General features: G+C 48.0%; 25 protein-coding genes. All 25 read left to right on the forward strand.

Features of this window, described 5'->3' with window-relative positions; genetic code table 11:
* Positions 1 to 107: 107 nt before the first annotated feature.
* Positions 108 to 596, forward strand: coding sequence for a P27 family phage terminase small subunit (locus MUN53_RS08675; RefSeq protein WP_243324800.1), 489 nt, complete (start codon positions 108 to 110; stop codon positions 594 to 596).
* Between the two features lie 2 nt (positions 597 to 598).
* Positions 599 to 2,293, forward strand: coding sequence for a terminase large subunit (locus tag MUN53_RS08680; RefSeq protein WP_243324803.1), 1,695 nt, complete (start codon positions 599 to 601; stop codon positions 2,291 to 2,293).
* A 16-nt stretch (positions 2,294 to 2,309) separates the two neighbouring features.
* Positions 2,310 to 2,528: a hypothetical protein gene (locus MUN53_RS08685; protein ID WP_243324804.1), complete on the forward strand. Its 219-nt coding sequence runs from the start codon at positions 2,310 to 2,312 to the stop codon at positions 2,526 to 2,528.
* Positions 2,529 to 2,556: 28 nt separating this feature from the next.
* Entirely contained in the window at positions 2,557 to 2,904 is a 348-nt protein-coding gene (locus MUN53_RS08690; RefSeq protein WP_243324806.1) for a single-stranded DNA-binding protein, read from the forward strand.
* Between the two features lie 31 nt (positions 2,905 to 2,935).
* Entirely contained in the window at positions 2,936 to 3,310 is a 375-nt protein-coding gene (locus tag MUN53_RS08695) for a hypothetical protein (protein ID WP_243324808.1), read from the forward strand.
* 140 nt (positions 3,311 to 3,450) lie between these two features.
* Positions 3,451 to 3,648, forward strand: coding sequence for a hypothetical protein (locus MUN53_RS08700; protein ID WP_243324812.1), 198 nt, complete (start codon positions 3,451 to 3,453; stop codon positions 3,646 to 3,648).
* 269 nt (positions 3,649 to 3,917) lie between these two features.
* Positions 3,918 to 4,598: a Rha family transcriptional regulator gene (locus tag MUN53_RS08705; protein ID WP_243324814.1), complete on the forward strand. Its 681-nt coding sequence runs from the start codon at positions 3,918 to 3,920 to the stop codon at positions 4,596 to 4,598.
* 116 nt (positions 4,599 to 4,714) lie between these two features.
* Positions 4,715 to 4,855 (forward strand): hypothetical protein, encoded by a 141-nt coding sequence (locus tag MUN53_RS08710; protein ID WP_243324816.1) that lies wholly within the window; start codon positions 4,715 to 4,717, stop codon positions 4,853 to 4,855.
* Between the two features lie 5 nt (positions 4,856 to 4,860).
* On the forward strand, positions 4,861 to 5,790 hold the full coding sequence (locus MUN53_RS08715; RefSeq protein ID WP_243324817.1) for a radical SAM protein: 930 nt from the start codon (positions 4,861 to 4,863) through the stop codon (positions 5,788 to 5,790).
* Positions 5,787 to 6,029, forward strand: a complete 243-nt coding sequence (locus tag MUN53_RS08720) for an acyl carrier protein (RefSeq protein ID WP_243324819.1) — start codon at positions 5,787 to 5,789, stop codon at positions 6,027 to 6,029. The genes MUN53_RS08715 and MUN53_RS08720 overlap by 4 nt, the downstream gene beginning before the upstream one ends.
* Positions 6,030 to 6,230: 201 nt before the next feature.
* Positions 6,231 to 6,464: a hypothetical protein gene (locus tag MUN53_RS08725; RefSeq protein WP_243324821.1), complete on the forward strand. Its 234-nt coding sequence runs from the start codon at positions 6,231 to 6,233 to the stop codon at positions 6,462 to 6,464.
* A 362-nt stretch (positions 6,465 to 6,826) separates the two neighbouring features.
* Complete coding sequence (locus MUN53_RS08730; protein ID WP_243324823.1) at positions 6,827 to 8,083, forward strand: phage portal protein; 1,257 nt, start codon at positions 6,827 to 6,829, stop codon at positions 8,081 to 8,083.
* Entirely contained in the window at positions 8,061 to 8,708 is a 648-nt protein-coding gene (locus tag MUN53_RS08735) for an HK97 family phage prohead protease (protein ID WP_243324825.1), read from the forward strand. Before MUN53_RS08730 ends, MUN53_RS08735 begins: the two co-directional genes overlap by 23 nt.
* A gap of 30 nt (positions 8,709 to 8,738) precedes the next feature.
* Positions 8,739 to 10,001, forward strand: a complete 1,263-nt coding sequence (locus MUN53_RS08740; RefSeq protein WP_243324827.1) for a phage major capsid protein — start codon at positions 8,739 to 8,741, stop codon at positions 9,999 to 10,001.
* Positions 10,002 to 10,016: 15 nt separating this feature from the next.
* On the forward strand, positions 10,017 to 10,310 hold the full coding sequence (locus MUN53_RS08745; protein ID WP_243324828.1) for a hypothetical protein: 294 nt from the start codon (positions 10,017 to 10,019) through the stop codon (positions 10,308 to 10,310).
* A gap of 4 nt (positions 10,311 to 10,314) precedes the next feature.
* On the forward strand, positions 10,315 to 10,623 hold the full coding sequence (locus MUN53_RS08750) for a head-tail connector protein (RefSeq protein ID WP_243324830.1): 309 nt from the start codon (positions 10,315 to 10,317) through the stop codon (positions 10,621 to 10,623).
* On the forward strand, positions 10,599 to 10,937 hold the full coding sequence (locus MUN53_RS08755) for a phage head completion protein (protein WP_243324832.1): 339 nt from the start codon (positions 10,599 to 10,601) through the stop codon (positions 10,935 to 10,937). Before MUN53_RS08750 ends, MUN53_RS08755 begins: the two co-directional genes overlap by 25 nt.
* Complete coding sequence (locus MUN53_RS08760) at positions 10,925 to 11,311, forward strand: hypothetical protein (protein ID WP_243324834.1); 387 nt, start codon at positions 10,925 to 10,927, stop codon at positions 11,309 to 11,311. Before MUN53_RS08755 ends, MUN53_RS08760 begins: the two co-directional genes overlap by 13 nt.
* Positions 11,308 to 11,775, forward strand: coding sequence for a hypothetical protein (locus tag MUN53_RS08765; RefSeq protein ID WP_243324836.1), 468 nt, complete (start codon positions 11,308 to 11,310; stop codon positions 11,773 to 11,775). The genes MUN53_RS08760 and MUN53_RS08765 overlap by 4 nt, the downstream gene beginning before the upstream one ends.
* Positions 11,776 to 11,789: 14 nt before the next feature.
* Positions 11,790 to 12,248, forward strand: a complete 459-nt coding sequence (locus MUN53_RS08770; protein WP_243324837.1) for a phage tail tube protein — start codon at positions 11,790 to 11,792, stop codon at positions 12,246 to 12,248.
* Positions 12,249 to 12,351: 103 nt separating this feature from the next.
* On the forward strand, positions 12,352 to 12,645 hold the full coding sequence (locus MUN53_RS08775) for a hypothetical protein (protein ID WP_243324839.1): 294 nt from the start codon (positions 12,352 to 12,354) through the stop codon (positions 12,643 to 12,645).
* A gap of 71 nt (positions 12,646 to 12,716) precedes the next feature.
* Positions 12,717 to 12,959, forward strand: a complete 243-nt coding sequence (locus MUN53_RS08780; protein ID WP_243324841.1) for a hypothetical protein — start codon at positions 12,717 to 12,719, stop codon at positions 12,957 to 12,959.
* A 317-nt stretch (positions 12,960 to 13,276) separates the two neighbouring features.
* Positions 13,277 to 15,724, forward strand: coding sequence for a phage tail tape measure protein (locus tag MUN53_RS08785; protein ID WP_262918211.1), 2,448 nt, complete (start codon positions 13,277 to 13,279; stop codon positions 15,722 to 15,724).
* A 2-nt stretch (positions 15,725 to 15,726) separates the two neighbouring features.
* Positions 15,727 to 17,817 carry a hypothetical protein gene (locus MUN53_RS08790; protein ID WP_243324842.1) on the forward strand — a complete coding sequence of 697 codons (2,091 nt, stop codon included), beginning with the start codon at positions 15,727 to 15,729 and terminating at the stop codon, positions 17,815 to 17,817.
* 8 nt (positions 17,818 to 17,825) lie between these two features.
* A partial coding sequence (locus MUN53_RS08795) for a hypothetical protein (protein WP_243324845.1) occupies positions 17,826 to 19,292 on the forward strand: 1,467 nt, incomplete at its 3' end.

Below are 19,292 nucleotides of genomic sequence, written 5' to 3' on the forward strand. Positions count from 1 at the left end.
TCACCTGAATTTATGCGGGAACCGGGAGGGGGCATTCAATCTCTGGGCCAATAAGCTCAAGACCACGCCACGACCTTCGCGTCCGTGCGTGCAAAATTGGAGGAATTATGAGCAGGGGTAGAAAACCGATTCCAGACGAATTGAAGATCCTGCGCGGAACGGATCAGCCATGTAGAATGAGTGGGAAGACGAATGTAGTTGATAAGATTACAGACATCAAACAGATTACTTCATGCTCAAAGTTGAAAATGTTGCCGACAAAAAGGGCAAAGGACATTTTCAAACAGAAGGCAAACCAACTGATTGCACTCAATGTACTTACGGAGCTCGATCTGGAGCAGCTTGCCGTTTATGCAAACTCTCTTGATCTGGTATTTGACTGTCTGGAAGGAATGAGGGAGCCTGCCATTCCTAAGTACGACAAGGAAGGAAATTTAACGGGTTATGTTGCCCCACCTGAATTGGCATTATATCGGCAAATGGTAGAGATCGTGAATAAAATCGGTTCCGATTTTGGTTTTTCTCCGATATCAAGACAGAGGATTAACACGGGCCCTATGGAAAAAGAAGAAACAATTGAAGATTTATTGGGTTGATTATGGCTAAGAAAGGATTGACAAAAGGTGAAGAATACCGACTGAAAGCTCTGTCATACATTGACAGGGTAATGTCAGGGGAACGACCGGCAGGGAAATATGAACGTCTGGCGGTAGAAAGACACCTGAATGATTTGAAGATGGCCATGGAAAAGGGCATCTATTTCGATGACGCAGCGGCAAGGAGATACCTGTCTTTCTGCCAACTCATCAAGCATTTTGAAGGAGAATGGGCTGGCCAGGAATTTGTGCCAGAAGACTGGCAGTGCTTTATTCTGTACAGCATATTCGGGTGGAAGACGAAGGACGGTGTACGCAGATTCCGTTATGCTGCTGTGGAAGTTCCGCGTAAGAACGGAAAGACTACACTAGCAGCCATCATTGCGCTGATCGGTATGATCGCCGATGGAGAAAACGGTGCCCAGGTATATTCTGCAGCTGTGGATAAGGACCAAGCAGGAATCTGTTGGAACGCGGCCGGACAAATGATTGCAAGAAGTAAGAGACTTAGCAAGGTATGCAAAGTATGGAAGACTTCCATCACGTATGAAGAGACAGCTTCTTTCTACAAGCCTCTATCCAAGGAGACGAAAAACAAGGATGGTTTGAACCCTCACTTCGCCATCTGTGATGAGATGCACGCATGGCCTACGGATGATATCTACAACCTGATCACATCCGGTATGGGTGCCAGGAAGCAGCCACTTATCTTCATTATCACGACGGCAGGATTCAACAAAGAATCACCCTACTTCAAGATGCGCAAGGTATATATCGACATTCTCGAGGGCGTGAAAACGGATGAGAATACATTCGCCATCATATACTGCCCGGATGAAGGCGATGACTGGCACGACAGAGCCACCTGGTATAAGGCGTCGCCCAACTTGGGTGTGTCTGTGAAAGAATCGTTCATGGAGATCGAGTACCAGAACGCCATCAACAAAGGCGGGACACATGAGGTATCATTCAAGACGAAGAACCTCAATATGTGGGTGGATGCTCCTGATGTATGGATCAGTGACGACCTGGTAGTACGCTGTGATCATGGTACCACAGACGACATGCTGGATGGGCAGAAATGCTGGGGCGCGATAGACCTTGCCTCGCACATGGATATCAATGCCCTCGCCCTCTATTTCCCTGAGCTGGAGCATCCGGCCATGAAGTTTTTCTTCTGGATTCCGGAGGCTAAGGTGAAAGAAAAGGAAGACCGCGTGGATTACCGTACCTGGGTGAGCGAGGGATGGGTCAAGATAACACCCGGCAATGTGATCGACATCAACTACTTTGTGAGGGACGTGTCTGAAATATTGCTTCGATACAATATGCAGTCGCTTGCATTCGACCCAGCCAAGGCTTATCACGGGGTCATACAGGGTCTGATGGCAGAGGGGTTTGACGACATCCTGGATGAATTCAACCAGAGCATGCGTAACATGAGCGAACCCACCAAGGAACTGGAATCGCTTGTGGCCTCCGGAAAGCTCGACCTGATGCAGAACCCCGTTATCCGGTGGATGTTCCGCAACGTGGCTATCTATCGAGATGCCAACGAAAACATCAAGATCGACAAGAAGCGGAGCTCTGAGAAGGTGGACGGTTGCGTGGCTGCAGCCATGGCCATCGGAACGAACATGTCTTACGAAGACAACGACATATCCAATGTGGGTGTGGCGTATGTATCAATGAAGTAATTAAAACAGAAAGAATATGAGTTGTCAAAAACAAATGATCAGTATCGAGCCGCCAAAGTATGGCGATCGTACCGAAGTTTTCTACGTAAGCAATTACCGATGTCCGGTATGCAATGGTATCGGTGCATTCATGTCGGACCTGCATGCCGGCAAGCCGGATATCTGCGATCATTGTGACGGAACCGGTAAGGTAAAAGCAAAAGTGACAATTGAATGGACTCCCGACAGGGATTGATTTAAAATTTGATTAAAAAGATAGTATTATGAGCTACAACAAAATTCATTTGATTGGTTTCGCCGGGAAAGACGCGCAGATATACGATTTTCCTGATGGAAGCAGGGTGGCCAGTTTTACATTGGCTACGACAGAAAGAGGATACACGACTGCATCGGGAGCAACAGTTCCCGAACAGACACAATGGCACAACATCGTATGCCGAGGAAACAGTTGTTCTTTTGCCGAAAAACATGTCAAGAAAGGGGCTGGTTTGTCGGTTGAAGGCAAACTGAAATACAGAAGATACACCACTGCATCTGGTGCTGAGATAACAGTCGCCGAGATCTATGCCGAAAAGGTGGAATTCTTTAGTTTTGGTAAAAAGAAAGAGTAAAGTTTCACTTCAAAAGATAAATATCAATCCAATGAAAATAAAGGAGTTTAATGAGAAAGTATGCATAGGATCGGAAGTCGTGTTTGAGGGAAAAGTACGCCAGGTGAGAGATATCAACCGGAAGACACACGAGGCGTCACTTGGAAGATCCGAACTGTGGGTTCGATGCTCGGAATTCGAGCCATACTACGGCGGCGAAGTTCCGCCGTATGTTGCAGACAAAGAACCGCCAGTCAGGATGGGAAGGCCTCCGAAACCGGTCATAGCCATATTCGAGGACGGGCGAAGAGTTTTTTACCAGACAACGAAAGAAGCTGCCAAGGAGCTGAAGGTAGGACTAAGAACCATCCAAATGGTACTCGGCGGGAAACAGAAAACAGCCCGTGGCATCCGCTTTCAGAGGTGATAAGAAAGGAAGGATTGTAAAATCTTTACAGCTTCTTCTTTGATTTACAACAAAAAATGCTACCTTTGCCCCGTAAACTATTAACAGCCCATGATATTTAACACCGTATGATGGGCATTTATACAACGAAAATGGGAGACATGCTAAAGAAAACAAGCCTTTTCTTGATATTCATGGAAGGCGTTTTGTTTTTCTTCACCTTAGGGAAGAACCCTATCAAAGAATATGACAAGAAGTTCAGGAAGAAAACAGATGCCGAACGAATTGCTCAAGACTGGCGTAATGTAGGAAATGATATCCGGACTGCTTATGAAAAATACAAGGAACAAACCAAGTAACATGTAAATAACAAAAGTTTTCTATCTAACTCAAAGCGGGAACAGACAAAAATCTTTCCCGCTTTTTCTTTGCATTCTACAAAATTTGGGTATCTTTGCGGTGCGACACATATATACAGGCACTGCAAGAGCGCAGGCTAAGAGATAATAGAAGGCATAGGCAGTTCTATTATAATCCGTTACATATATCTCTGATGTATGTGTGTGTCGCAACTTAGGATTATATAGAGCTGCTTTTTTTGTTTCATTCATCTAAATGCGACACACAGATGAAAGAATTAAATTTATTCCAAGCTCAGGAACAAAACGAGCAATTAGTTACGGTTGAAAACGACCAAGTAGTAACCACCTCTCTAAGAGTTGCTGAACACTTCGGCAAAAGACATTGCGAAGTTCTAAGATTGATTAACACGTTAGAGTGTAGCGATTTATTCAGAGCACGCAATTTTGCGTTATCTTACTACGAACGCAAAAACGGGAACATCACAAGATCCTATCCGATGTATTATCTGACCCGCGATGGCTTCACCTTCCTCGCCATGGGCTTTACCGGCAAAGTAGCAGCCCGATTCAAGGAGGCCTACATCAACGCCTTCAACGACATGGAAGCGATGCTCCGCAGCAGCCAGACAACCGAGTATGCCAAGCAGCTGCTCAAAACGAAGGTCGAGGCCTTCAACCAGCGGATCAGGCAGAGCATAGAAATAGGCCGCAAACGCCACGGTATCTACTACGGTCCATGCGGCAACATGCTGCCCACACTCCCCTTCCATGACGATGTGGACCTGGAAAGCAACCTGAACAACCTGCTTTCGTTCGTCAACAACTCGTACCTCGAAAGCATGTACTTCATCTCAGAGATGTCACGCCGCGAAGAAGAACTGCAAGAACTGAAGAAGATCATCGCGCGGTTCACCCGCGAGATACAATCGAAGATAAAGATCTATTAATAGGATCTGCAAGAAACGACATAGGTATATCTCTTACGAGATACTACTATATCTCCACCGAGATATACCTATATCGTCTTGGAGATATAGGTATGTAAATTTAAACAGATAAGGATATGAAACGTAGATATAATGAGGCTTATTTCCGATATCTATTCCGTAAATTCCCATTTGACCGGAACTGGTTCGGTGAAGGCTATTGCAAAAAGAACCCGATTAAAGGGTATAAGATTAAAACAATATTTGAATTGAAATAATATGTATGGATAAAATTGGCTTAATGTCAGTTGACAGCAACTATCCTAACCTTGCACTCATGAAGATAAGTGCATTTCATAAACAAAATGGGAATAATGTTGAATGGTACAATCCTTTCGATAATTACGATAAATTATATATGGCAAAAGTATTTACGTTCACACCTGATTACAAATACTTCATTTCTAACATAAAAGGAGAAGTTATTCGAGGTGGTACAGGATATGATATTCATTCTTGTTTGCCAAAAGAAATTGATTGTATTCAGCCTGATTATTCAATTTATCCTTCGATAGACAAGCGCACTGCATACGGTTTCCTGACACGTGGATGTCCTAACAAATGCAAATGGTGCGTAGTTCCTCTGAAAGAAGGGAATATTAGACCATATATGGATGTAGAGGAGATATCCATTAAAGGGAGAAAAAATCTTATACTGATGGATAATAATATTCTGGCTTCTGATTACGGGTTGCAACAGATCGAAAAGATTGTACGTTTAGGTCTGAAAGTTGACTTTAATCAAGGACTGGATGCAAGGTTAGTTACTGAGGATATAGCTAAACTACTAGCTAAAGTAAAATGGATAAAACGCATACGATTCGGATGCGACACACAAGGTCAGATAGCAGAATGTGAACGAGCCATCTCTCTGATAGATAAATATGGTTATCATGGTGAATATTTCTTCTACTGCATTTTGCTTGACGATTTTAAAGAATCATTTAGCAGAGTAAATCATTGGAGGGATAAAGGGAAAAAATTTTTGCCCCATTGCCAGCCTTATAGAGATCTTAATAATCCACGTCAAATAATACCACAATGGCAAAAAGATTTGGCTTCGTGGGCGGACAAGAAGTGGGTATTTCGGTCTTGTGAATTTAAGGATTTTGAACCGAGAAAAGGATTTAAATGCAAAGAATATTTTATATGAATACAGAAGAAAAGGTGATGGCCATTATCCATCGATACGACAGCGATGCCAAAGTTGACGATCAGCTGAAAGATGATTTGATGTTTGACTCGCTCGACATGGTAGAAACAGCCATGTCTGTAGAGAAAGAGTTTAGTATTTCCATCACAGATGAAGAGATGGAAGACCCGATGTGGGATACTGCAACCGTACAGGATCTGATTGATTTTGTTAAAGGGAAAATGGAGGAACTTGGTTAAGAATAATGAATAATAAAGCACGTAAACACCAGCAGTAAAGAGTATCGTACGAAGTGGAACTGAATGCAGACTTCGATAAACAGTTAAGACACCACCTCTTAGTGTAAATCTTGCTTGCGTCTGTGGTACGAGTTACAAGGTTGAAACAGTAGTATCTAAAAATCGTACGAGCTGGAAATGCGTGCATCAAAAACATGAATTGTGACAAAAGAAGAACTGAAAAAGATACCATTTAGAATGGTTAGCCATTTAAGTATGGAGGATGAGCACTGCAGCACGTATAAAGCTGTGCATCCATTCCTGGATTTGGGCATGTGCATACATCAACCATACAAAGACGGAGTTCCGAAAGGGAAGAGTTATACGCATTACATGTGGAACGGTAAAGTGTATAAATCTTTGGAGAAACTTTTGGATGCAATGAATCAGATTTGAAATAAAATGGCAAAGATTCTACGAGAATCCAAAATTGGCTTCTCGTTCTATTTACATGCGCTCAATAATGGGAAGGTTTGCATCGGCAGGCCTTCCCTTTTTTATGCTTCTTAACAATCCAATAGTTAAACAATCATAACACAAAAAAGAGAAGCAAATAGTCTGAAAAACTATACGCCAAACGCCAAAAACACCTATATGATATTAGATGGTATAAACCACTCTGCAAATCATCCTAAAACATATCAAACAATACATTAATACTCTAATAATAACGTTATTGCAATAACAAACGGGGTAAATGTTAAAGCCCTTGACAACCCTCTCTCCTATTCCCTATCTTTGACCGAAACAGTTAAAGGATGAATATCATATCTAAGTTAAAATCGGCATTCCGCACAGCGTCTTTCCGGTCGGGAGGATATACGAAAAGGTATTCTTTCGACTCGATGGGCGGCGGATTGCCACCCCAAAATCCGAACAGCTGGCTAAGCGGCATATCGGTAAACCGGGCGATGCACTTCACCGCCGTATATGCGGCAATCAAATTGAGAAGCAACACGATTGCATCATTGCCGAAACTGGTTTGCGACATACAACCCGGAAAAGGAAGAAACCTAGCCACGCGACATGCCGTATATCAACTGCTACACTATCGCCCAAACCGATATATGAACCCATTTTCTTTCTGGAACTTCGTGAACACTTGTGTTGACGGGTGGGGAAACAGTTACGTAATCATTGTAAGACGAAATGGAGAACCGGTGGAATTGCTGCCGGTTCATCCTTCGCTTGTAACGATACAGATTGTATCGGGGAAGAAGCTGTACCTGATAGCCGGGACCAAATATTGGGACGGAACTTACACGGATGAAGATGTGATGCACTTCTACAACTACTCGATAGACGGAATACAGGGAGTCAACCCGATTGTGTACAATGCCGATTCAATCCGTACAGGAATCGGAGCACAACAGTATGGCAACGAACTGTATGAGGGGGCAGGCAACATCAACGCCGTACTGGAAACAGACCAGATGATGACGCCTGATAAAATAGCTATTTTCCAGAAAAATTTCCAGGATTCGAAAGCGTTGGGATTTCCCGTATTGACACATGGGGTGAAGTGGAAGACCACCAATCTGTCGCCCGAAGCGGCGCAAATGCTGGAGACGCGCACCTTCGCCCTTCAGGACATTTGCCGCATATTCTCTGTTCCGCCGCACCTGATTGGCGACTTGAGCCGATCTACTTTCAGCAACATCGAGCACCAGGATATCGAGTTCGCCAAGCACTGCATCCGCCCCATCGTTGAGATGTACGAGTATGAAATGGACCGGAAACTATTCTTTGGATCGGAGCGTGGAGAGATGGAAGTACGATTCAACATGGACGCCCTACTCCGTGGAGACATGCAAGCTAGAAAGGACTTCTACGCATCTGCCATCACCAACGGATGGATGAGCCGCAATGAAGTCCGAGAAATGGAAGACATGAATCCGAAAGACGGACTGGATGAAATGCTGTATCCAGGCAATGAAGTGGTAGTAGGCAAAGAACATCTATTCAATAACACTAAAAACAAAGACGACAAGCATGAACAGACAGCAGGCAATTAAAACCCGTACGATCCCATTCGTATTCAGCGATGAAACGAGGGACAGTTACGGGACGGTGCTTCCAGTGAAAGGATGGGATCTATCCACCTTCAACAAGATGGGCGTGGCATTGTACAACCATAGCTCTTTTGGTAGTGACCCGGATAATGTGATCGGAACGGCCCGCGCCTGGGTGGAAGGCAACAAGCTGATTGGGGAGATTACCTTCGAAAAGGAAGATATCAATCCCAAGGCAGAGAAGGTATTCCAGAAAGTACTGGCAGGGACAATCAAGGGATGCTCGGTTGGATTCCGCACGATGGAACGTGGCGAATGGGGAAAAGGTGAAGAAGCCTACGACGGAAAGAAGCCAACCTACTATTACGGACGCCGCTCGCTGCTGGAAATATCGGTCACTCCTATCCCAGCCAATCCGAACGCCAAAGTCCGTTCGGTACACGCACAGCAAGAAGATGCAGAGCCTACCGGCGAGATGGAATACCTGGTAGGAGAAGTCCGCTCGTTCGATCCTGACACGGAAGGTGACGAAGAAGAACAGAGACAAGCGGAAGCCGAAAAGGAATCGGCCCTGTTACGCGCCAACGTAGCAATGGCTCAGGCAGATGCTTTAATGGCTATGTCTTAAACAGATTGTTTAACCCCTAATAATAAAGCGATGAGAGAAAGAAAGGACATCGAAAGAGACCTGGCGCAAGCCAGAGCAAACCTCGAGGCCGTTACGACCCGGGAAGGTGCAACCGCCGAAGAGATCCGTACAGCGACCGAAGCCGTGCAGCGATTGACTGCTGAACTGAACGCCAAGATCGTTGAGATCGCGGCTGAGAAGGCACAGGCAGAAGCACAGCAGCGTAGCAATGACAGATCACTGAATCAGCTGAACCAAAGATTCAGCATGGTGAAATTCATTCGCCAATCCATGCCCGGTCAGGTGATGGACGGTGCAGAAGAAGAAGTTCGACAGATGGGTGTACAGGAAGCCCGTACATTGGGATTGAATATTACAGGATCATACATTCCATTGGCAGTAATGGAAGGCAGAGCATTCACAGGTCAGAACGCCACAACACCTGGAGACGGCGGACATCTGATTGAAAGCGAATTGAAGTATCAAGAAGAATTGCGCAAGCGCATGGTTCTGTCTAGTATGGGAACCCAAGTGATTGGTGGATTGACCGGTAACATTACACTGGTAAAAGGTAAGCCGGTCAGTGCAAGTTGGGAACAGGAAAACTCAGCCGTCGCAGCTCAAAAGAAGGCTTTCACATCAGAATCCATTTCACCCAAAAGACTGGCAATGCAAATGGGTATCAGCAAGCAGTTGTTGATACAGTCATCATTGGACGTTGAGCGCATGGTAATGAATGATATTTTGGCTGCTCACTCTGAAGCACTGGAAGATGCGGCTGTCAATGGCGACGGATCTTCTAATAAACCGACAGGTATCCTGAATGTATCCGGAACAAAGACCGTTGAACTGGGAACAGATGGCAAGATTCCGACATTCGCCGATATGGTATTTATGGAAACCGAGTTAGCTTCGTTGAATGCGGATCTTGGAAGACTGGCCTATCTGACCAACCCGAAGGTTCGCGGTCTATTCAAGACCACACTTATGTCTGCCGGTGTAGGTGGTTATGTCTGGCAGAACAACGAGGTTAACGGATTCCCAGCATACGCTTCGAATTTTGTTCCGAGCAACCTGACAAAGGGATCAGCTTCGGAAAAATGTTCGGCTATCGTATTCGGTAACTGGAACGACCTGCAGATCCTTGGCTGGGGCGGTATGGATATCATTGTTGACCCATATACATTGGCTGACGAAGGAGCTGTCCGTATAATCATGAACACGTTCCACAATGTATTCGTTCCACGCCCAGAATCGTTCGTATTGATCAAAGACGCGCTGGTGACAGCCTAACCCATTTATTGAGATATGAAGATTCAGTTTATCAAATCGGCAGCAGGCTTTGCATACTCAGCGGGTATGCAGGCCGACCTGCCTGAAGAAAAGGTGAAGCCATTGATCGAACAGGGCTTTGCTTTTCCGATCGAACAACTCAAAGAGCCGGAATCGGACCTTCCGGAAGACTTCCCTGCACGGGAAATCCTGATCAAGGAAGGGCTGGTGACGATGACTGATGTGATGGCAGCCAAAGAAACTCTGACCGATATCAAAGGTATTGGCGAGAAGACTAAAGCAGAAATTGTTGAACGATTAACGGAATGAGTTTATGGAGTTGCAGGATTTACCGATCACGACAGACGACCTGAGAAAGCATTTACGTATGCCTGTATCGCCCGACCTGGAAGATCAGCTGCGTGATGCCCTGATGGCAGGCGCAGAATGGGTTGAAAACTATTCCGGAAGGAAGTTGGAAACCTATCCAGAATTACCCTGGCAAATTCGGGCTGCCATCCTGATGCAAGCCGCTTCCATCTTCGAGAATCCTGCGAATATGGTACAAGAACGGGTAACAGCAGCCGAAAGGCTGGCCGACCCCCTAATATGGCAATCATGGCAGGAAAAGATTACAACTTAGGAAGATTTACCGAAGACGCGGAGTTCCTCAGACCCATTCAGGTAGAAACGGCTACCGGCGAAAGGGAAACGACCTACGATACGTCGGTAAAACGACTGTGTGAGGTGAATGACGTTGTTTTGAAGGCAGACGAATCGCAAGACGCTCTTCCGGAAGAACAAACCCTGCTGCTAAAAACATGGAGCGTCGCAGGTGCTTCGAACGACTGGAGGATAAAATACGGTGATGTTGTATATGACATTATCCGGATTGAACGACAATTAAGAGGTATCACTTTCTATTATCTGAGGAGGACCGATCAATGCAACGAATAAACGAAGCTTTCTATTCCATGCTCCGCCAATGGATACCGGAAGGTACTGAAATATACCCTACCATTGCGGCTGAGAACGCAAAGTACCCATATTGCGTTACCAACATGAACGGATTTACCGTGAGAAGTACCAAAATGGGGGTCGTTGGGTATGTATTCAGTTACGAGATCAACATCTGGGGATGCGCTTTCAACCAGGTGGACCGTATCGCCACGAAGGTCATGTCGGAGGCAGAGGCGTTTGAAGAAGTCCGTTTCGATGACCCTCCTGGAAGGATGACGGTAATGATCACCGACGGCGTGTCCGACTATACGCAGGGCGGATTCGTGCAGGCCCTGAAATTCAGTGTAAAATATGATGGAGGGGCAACATGAATAAAACTTCTGCAAGGATAGACGACACTTCTATGGTTGTTTTCTTAAACAAACTGGAAGACAAGAAATTCAACAACGCATGTCTTTCCGGCATACGAGAAGGAATGAAGATCCTGGCTAAAAAGACAACCGATAACTTCAAATCCAAAAGAAGGGGTTTCAAGCAAAGAAAGGTGTGGAACCCAAGGAAACGGAAAATGAAGATCCTGAAAGTGGCAACAATTGTGGTAAACCGAAAGGTGAACACGGTTAAAGTACATATCCTGGCCGATTACCGGGTGAAATGGATGGAAACCGGCACGGATGAAAGAACAGTGAAACACTGGTTCGGAGGCTGGAAAAGCCATTCGGTTGGTTCGGTAAAGCCTGAATACTTCTTCAAACGTGCTCAGGAGGAGGTCAAAGACCAAGTAAATGAAAAAGCGACGGCAGAGATTACACGTAGAATCAATAGGCTAATTTAAATCAAATCATCATTATGGCAAGACAAAAAGGAGATTACATCGAGGGAAGAGACCTCATGGTGTTCGTTGACACACCAGGCGGAAGCGGTGAACCGACTTGGACCAAGACGGCGGCTGCCACCAGCCACACGATCTCGTACAGTGCCGAGACCAAGGAACGTGTGACGAAAGACACCGAGAACGGGGCATTCAGCCAGAAATCCGTCACCAAGCTGTCGGTTTCTATCAGCGTGGAAGCACTTACCACGTACCAGGCTGACTGTGGTTTCAAATCTTTGTTGAAGATGTTCAAAGGACGCAAGCCAGTGAAACTGAAATACGGTTTTACTACCGATGAAGGGACGGAAGAGTACGAAGAGGGACTGTTCGTCATCACCAGCCTCGAAGAGAGCAGCCCGGCAGATGACGACGCTACCTACTCAGCCACGTTCGAGAATACCGGCAACGTGGAGACCAAGACAGGAGATGCTTAAATTTAGGTAGGTATATCTCGACCGAGATATAAGCACATCTCCGCCGAGATATACCTATATCTCGGCGGCGATATAGGTATGTAAAAAAACAAGAAAAAAGAATATGAAGAAAATCAAGATCCAAGGAAAAGAATATCCGGTACGCCTGACAATCGGCGCGATGGTGGCCTACAAGCGCGATACCGGCGAGGACTTCACCCAGTTCCGGGGCGATGACATGGAGAAGCTGGGGTGCATCATCTTCCACGCTGTGCGGACGGCCTGCAAGTCGGACGGCGTGGCCTTCCCCTTCGACAAGCCTGACGACATGATCGACTACATCGACATGGACCAGGCGACGGCAGCCCTCGGACTGGCAGCCGGGCAGGAAGGCGTACAGGACGCAAAAAAAAACTGACGGTTACAGAATTGATTGGCTTTGCGGCGGGTGTCGTGGGAATCCCTCCGGCGGACATCTATCCCATGGACATGGAAACCCTCGACGCCGCCATCCGCGCCTGGAACGAGCAGGAAGAGCAACGCTACCGCACCTCGTGGGAACAGACCCGCTTCCTGGCGCATTGCCTCCTGACTCCCTACTCGAAGAAGAAGCTCCGGGCGGAAGACATCATCCGTTTTCCGTGGGAGAGCGGACGGAAGAAGGCAAAAGAAAAGCCCCACCGGTTGTCGCCGGAAGAGCTTCGCAAATTGGAGGAGCGGTTAGGCGTTTAACGCCAGCCACCCTACTTTTCATCTTCTTCCTGTTCCGGATCCTGGCACCTGCAATCGTTGTCTCCCAGATGACAGATTCCGTAAACGACAAGGCACGTAAAGACAAACACGATCCCTGTTATGACCTCTATACTCATAAGTCTAATTAATTAGTTGCTGCGAAGATAATGAATAATTTAGTATATACCATCCAACTTGACGCGAAAGGCAAGCTGCTGCCAGAGCTGAAGATAATCCGTCAGCAGATGGACGGTGTGACGCAATCCACCAAGAAAGCGAACGGGATGTTCTCGAAGATGCAGACCATTTGTTCGCGGATGAAAAACTTGGAACTTGCTTCGTGGGCTGAAAACGTAAGGAACGCCTTCGATGGGTTGTCTTCCCTGTCGGAATCGGGCGTAGGTTTCCAGCAGAGCATGGCGGACCTGCAAGCCATCACCGGGATCGTGGGGAAAGACCTGCAAACCATCAGCCAGGCGGCACGCGAGACGGGCAAACAGTCCGGCTTGGGTGCGAAAGGGGCGGTTGATGCCTTCACCTTATTGGCTTCGCAGATACAGATCGACAAGATCGGGCTGCAAGGACTGATGCAGCTGCAGAAAGAGACCATCACGCTGGCACAGGCCGGCGGACTGGAGATGGCAGACGCGGCAACGGCCATGGCTGCCACCATCAACCAGTTCGGACTGGAAGCATCGGAGGCGAACCGGGTGATCAACGTGCTGGCAGCAGGCTCGAAATACGGGGCAGCCGAAGTTGCAGATCTGGCACAGTCGTTCAAGGTGTCGGGTGCAACGGCGGCGGCTGCCGGACTGTCGGTCGAACAGACAGCCGGGGCGATCGAGGTACTCTCGCAGATGAACCTGAAAGGGGCGGAAGCCGGGACAGCCTTGCGCAACATCATCCTGAAACTGCAAACCACCTTGGGCGTTGACCTCTCCAACGTGGGACTGGCCAAGGCTCTCGACGGACTGAAACCGAAACTACAAGACACAACCTATCTCGCCAAGGTGTTTGGGGCGGAAAACATAGCCGCCGCCCAATACCTGATCACGAACGCGCAGGCAGTCGACGAGATGACAGCCGCCGTTACCGGATCGAACGTGGCACAGGAGCAGGCAGCCATCCGCACCGACACCGTGGCCGAGAAGATGAAACAGATACAGGCGCGTATCGACGACATGAAGATTTCCATCTTCGAAATGAGCGGCGGGTTGACCGGTTACGCATCCGCCCTTGGCGATACTGGGGTGATGATCTCGCAGATGATACCGTTGATGTCGTTGCTGAAAAGCGGCGTGTTGAAGCTGACAACCGTACTTGGCGGTCTGGCTGTGGCATGTGGTCCGAAGCTGGCGTCAGGCTTCAAGATTGCCTATGCAGCCATGTCTGCCTTTTCTTTCCAGGCGAAATACTGGATCGCCACCACGCTATTGGAGATCCCTTCCAAGATCATGTTGGTCGTCAAGTCGCTGACGGCACTCCGTGTAGCAACGGTAGCCGCCACCGTCAAGCAATGGGCGTTGAACGTTGCCATGTATGCCAATCCGATCGGGTTGATCGTAGCAGCCATAGCCGCCCTTGTTGCAGGACTGGTAATAGCCTACAAGAAGCTGGAAGGATTCCGGAACTTGGTGCATAAGCTATGGGAAGACCTGAAGGTGGTGCTTTCCATCACGAAGCCGGTATCGAAAGGACTGGGCGAGGTGGCATCAGCAGGAAATAAACGGGTGGATGTGAAAGGTTCGGTCAATATCACCAATGTAGAAGAGACGAACAAGAGCCTGCGAACCCTGCAAGGGCGTGTTGACGACCTGAAGAAGTCGTTCGATCCGAACCGTATGTGGAACTCACTCGGCATACCACGGGATGTACAGGAATCTCCAGCAGGTACAGCAACAGGAAACAAATCCAAATCCGGCACCGGGGAAGCCTTGAACACCATAGCCGGATTGCAGAAGAAGATCCAAGAACTGAAAGAGCTACAGGAAAAATCATCCGTGCAGAATGCGATCAACCTGCAAAAGGAAATAGACTTGTACCAGAAGAAGCTCGACCTGATCAACCTGCAGATCGCCAAAGGCGTGGCAGGGAATTTGGCAGACAGCAAATACAAGGATACGATCTCATCGTCTGTCGCGACATTACCGGTACCGGAAAAGATCAGTATTCCTGTTGAGTTCGACAAGGCTACCCTTTCGCGCTCTTTCCAGATCATGAAGCAGCAGTTTTCTGATTCCATCAAGGAAATCGAGATTACCGGTGAACAGATAGGTGGCATCCTGACCGGTTCTATCCAGCAATTCGCCTCTGGACTGGGTGAAGCCGTCGCTTCCGGAAACGGGCTGGAAGTATTCAAATCCATGCTGACTGGGTTGATGGATATGCTGAGCCAGTTCGGTGCGGCGTTAATAGCAGCCGGTACGGCTACGCTCGCCTTCAAATCCATGTTTGCCAACCCGATTGCGGCTATCATTACAGGTACAGCACTGGTAGCTGCCACCGCAGCAGCCAAGGCAGCCCTACAGAATGCCACCGCCTTCGCCAACGGTGGCATCGTCAGTGGTCCGACATTGGCTTTGGTGGGTGAATATTCCGGGGCACGAAACAACCCGGAGGTAATCGCCCCGCTGGATAAGCTCCGGTCGATGATCGAACCGGCACGGCTGTCGTTCGATAGCCTTTATCTGGAAACCAAGGTGCGTGGGAAGGATCTCTACGTAGCCTTGCAGGGTGTGGAACGTAAAAACGGACGGACACGATGAGCATGAACTTACGATACAGATATGGCTTCTACAGCTATAAGGATGTGCTGTATGAGGTGGATATTTACCAGGAAGGCTTTTCGGGCGAAGTGCAACAAGTAGGCTATGGCGAGTCACCTGTCGAGATCGAATGGCAAGAGACCGACAAACTCGAGCCCGTACAGAGCAGTTCGGCTACCGTCCAGCTGTTCTCCGATAATGACAGACAGTTTGTCGACCTCTATACGGTGAAAGCCGGGAGCGTCCGGCTGGATGTCTATCGGGAAGGCTCGCTCTACTGGAGCGGTACGCTGGATACCGAACTGTACGAAGAGCCATTCTCTTACAAAGACGGATATTGCGTGGAACTTACCTTTTCCGACTTCGCCATGCTCGACCGGCTGAAATGGAACGTGCGCGGGTTTATCAGCATGGACCAGATCATCCGGAAGGCATTGGATATGTCGGGCGTGAAGTATTCGGCTATCGACACACGGATCAGCACCAAGACCTCCAGCGGAGCATCCGGTTCGGTCTATACAGCCGTATCCGTACTTGGCGACAACTTCTTTGACGAAGACGACAAGCCGATGACGATGCGCGAGGTACTTGACGAGACGCTGCGCCCGTTCTCGCTCCGGATGATACAGAAGGGCGGCAAGATCGTATTGTACGACCTGAACCAGCTCTATCCCGAAACACCGGAGGAAGTGGTATGGGATGGAGACGATGCGGTGCTGTCGGTCGACAAGACATACAGCGACGTACTGCTTACGTTTTCGCCTTACGAAAAGACAACCCTGCTGGATGCCACGGTAGATCCTGAAACCGTCACCGGAGGATCCCAATACACGACCTACGTGGACAACCGCTTCGAGGCGGACGCCGTAGGTTTCCGGATGACCATTTCGGATACTGGCGAGGGTGTTGTAAAGAATATCAAGCCGAAGTTCTTCCGGGTGGACCCGGTGTATTCCGGCGATTCTGAAGCAGGGATAGCCTGGGCTTATTCGACCCGAAAAGGAACAGGTGGCGACTTTATCCAACATATTCAACCCGTATTGCCTCCTACCGGTACGGTTGAAATGATATTCCGGGCAGGACCTTCTTCCTTCATCTATCCGGTGAGCACGGACGGAAGCGGGAAGTTCCAGCTGAAGGTGACGATCAATATGCTCTTCGACCCCCGATACAATCCGTTCGAGGATGCCGGTAAGTACAACGAGCAAGGCAACTGGGACGAACAGCAGGACCGTGCCAACTTCGTCTACCTGCCCATCAAGCTGACGCTGCGGGATGAAAACCGGAACGCCCTACTGCACCTGCAGAACTCCGGTGTGAAGGACAGCGATTACTACTACCATTCCACGACCAACGTGAAATGGGTGTCGGGCGAAGCCGCCTGGGGGGATGCCTTCCTGTGCTGGTGGAAAGGCAACCGGAAGGATGAATCCGGCTTGGGCGGATGGCAGCTCAACAAGCAGATCATCGGGTATTACCGGGATACGCTTCCTTCACGGTTCGACAAGATGGGCGATGGCGAGTTTGTCCCCTTCCCCGACAAGTACGGATACCTGGAACTGGAAGTAGGAACAGGATTGATCACGTGGGACTATAACAAGGAGATCAACACCAAGAACTATTCGCAGTGCCGCCATTGGTGGTTCAAAGATCCCAAGGTGGAACTAGTGGACGGCTACGGGAACAGCATCAACACGAAAGACATCAGCTTCTCGGCGTGGATCAACGAGGATGCCGCCGAAGAGATCAAGATCGACACCGTGTTGGGGACGCTCGAAAACCCCTCGCCGGTGGCATTGGGACAGATCTTCGAAACCTCTACACATACGGTTATTGGTACGTTCTATCGGGGTGGCGTGCAAGAACGCCTTGAGAAGCTTCTGATCGGGACGATCTATTCCAACTATGAGGGGCGCAATCTGGTCTTGTCGGGTGCAGCGGACCTGATTCCAGGATTCTGCACGCTCACCGACAGGAACGAACCGGGCAAGTACGTCATCCTACAGGAGACGCAACGCCTGCGTGACGAAGAGAGCAATATCAAGATGGTTCAATTCTCGGAAGATCATTTCGAGGGGGTACGTTTTAAATGATTAATGGTATGGCGAAAGAACAATATAAATATGTAGAAGTGCAGATCCCAGCTACGCCTCGTAACAAACGGCTTACGGATAGTATCCAACTCGCTGCACAGACAGGTAACGGAGGTGGTATTGGATATCCGTCCACACCCCAGTATTGGGAGCTGGTAACTGTAAAGGAGGATGGTACTGTATTGGAAGAATCACAGTATTACCTACGGCCTATCTCCGGTAAACATGTGGTTGTTCCAGGTGATGTTGTGGCTTTTGCCGACGGCGGTGAATATGCCAGCGGGCTTCCGGTTGCAGACTATAATACATTTGGGCTATTTAAGGCAAAACAGGGAGGTGGATTGCTATTCGACGCAAACGAAGGATGGTATGTTGATCCTGAATTTGCCGGTGGCGGTGGCATTGATGAAGAACAACTGAAGCAATACCTTACAGATAACAACTATATCACTGTCGATTACCTGACAAAGCAGGGTTATCTCACTCTTTCTTCTCAGTTGACAGGCTATACTAAACCGGATGCTTACTCTCCGATTGCTGCTACCGATACGATTCTGTCGGCTATCGGGAAGCTGGAAAGGAATTTCGATAATTACGTCGATCTGACAACGAACCAGACTATCGGTGGCGTAAAGACATTCAATGAAACGATCCTGTCAAAAAAGGATGTTATCGCATACGCCGACGGAGGAGAATACGCAAGTGGATTGCCTGTTGCAGATACGGTTACTTACGGACTTGTCAAGGTGGACGGAAAGACTGTACGTATCAATGCGTCAGGTCAGTTGGAGGCAGATGCCGGTGGTGGTATTGATTTTACGGTAGGCACGGGACTTGATCTTTCGGTCGCTTCTGTTCTTTCTGTTAAGTTTGGGACAACAGCCGGAACAGTTTGTCCGGGGAATGATTCGCGGCTTCATACACACAATAATAAGTCTATTTTGGACGGTATCACTTCCGGTCTTATATCTAATTGGAATACGGCATACACTAACAACCATACACATGACAACAAGACTGTATTGGATGGAATATCTTCTACAAAAGTAAGCAACTGGGATGAAGCCTTTTCAAATAAACACTGGCACAACAACAAGAGCAACCTTGATACGATAAATCAGGGGTTAGGAACTTCTTATTCTCCTACATTTAAGGCAATCACATTATCCGAGTGGACTATAGACGGCGTTGGTGGAGACCTCAATCTTAGACATCTTGGGCAACTTGCCGCTTATTTCTCAGGAGCGAATAACGGTAATTTTGTTGCGAAAGGAACCATGATTGCTGAAGGTGATGTAATAGCGTATCAAGACGGCGGTTCTTATGCAAGTGGACTACCTGTTGCTGATCCTTCCACCTACGGACTGGTGCGATATGACGGAACAACTATCGGGAAAAATTCTTCCGGACAGTTATATGTTATCAATGCCGGAAGTGGTGGTGGAAGCAATATAAACGTTATCGACAGCCTTACA

Origin of the sequence: Parabacteroides faecalis, assembly GCF_022809355.1 — a bacterium.
Classification (GTDB): Bacteria; Bacteroidota; Bacteroidia; order Bacteroidales; family Tannerellaceae; genus Parabacteroides; species Parabacteroides faecalis.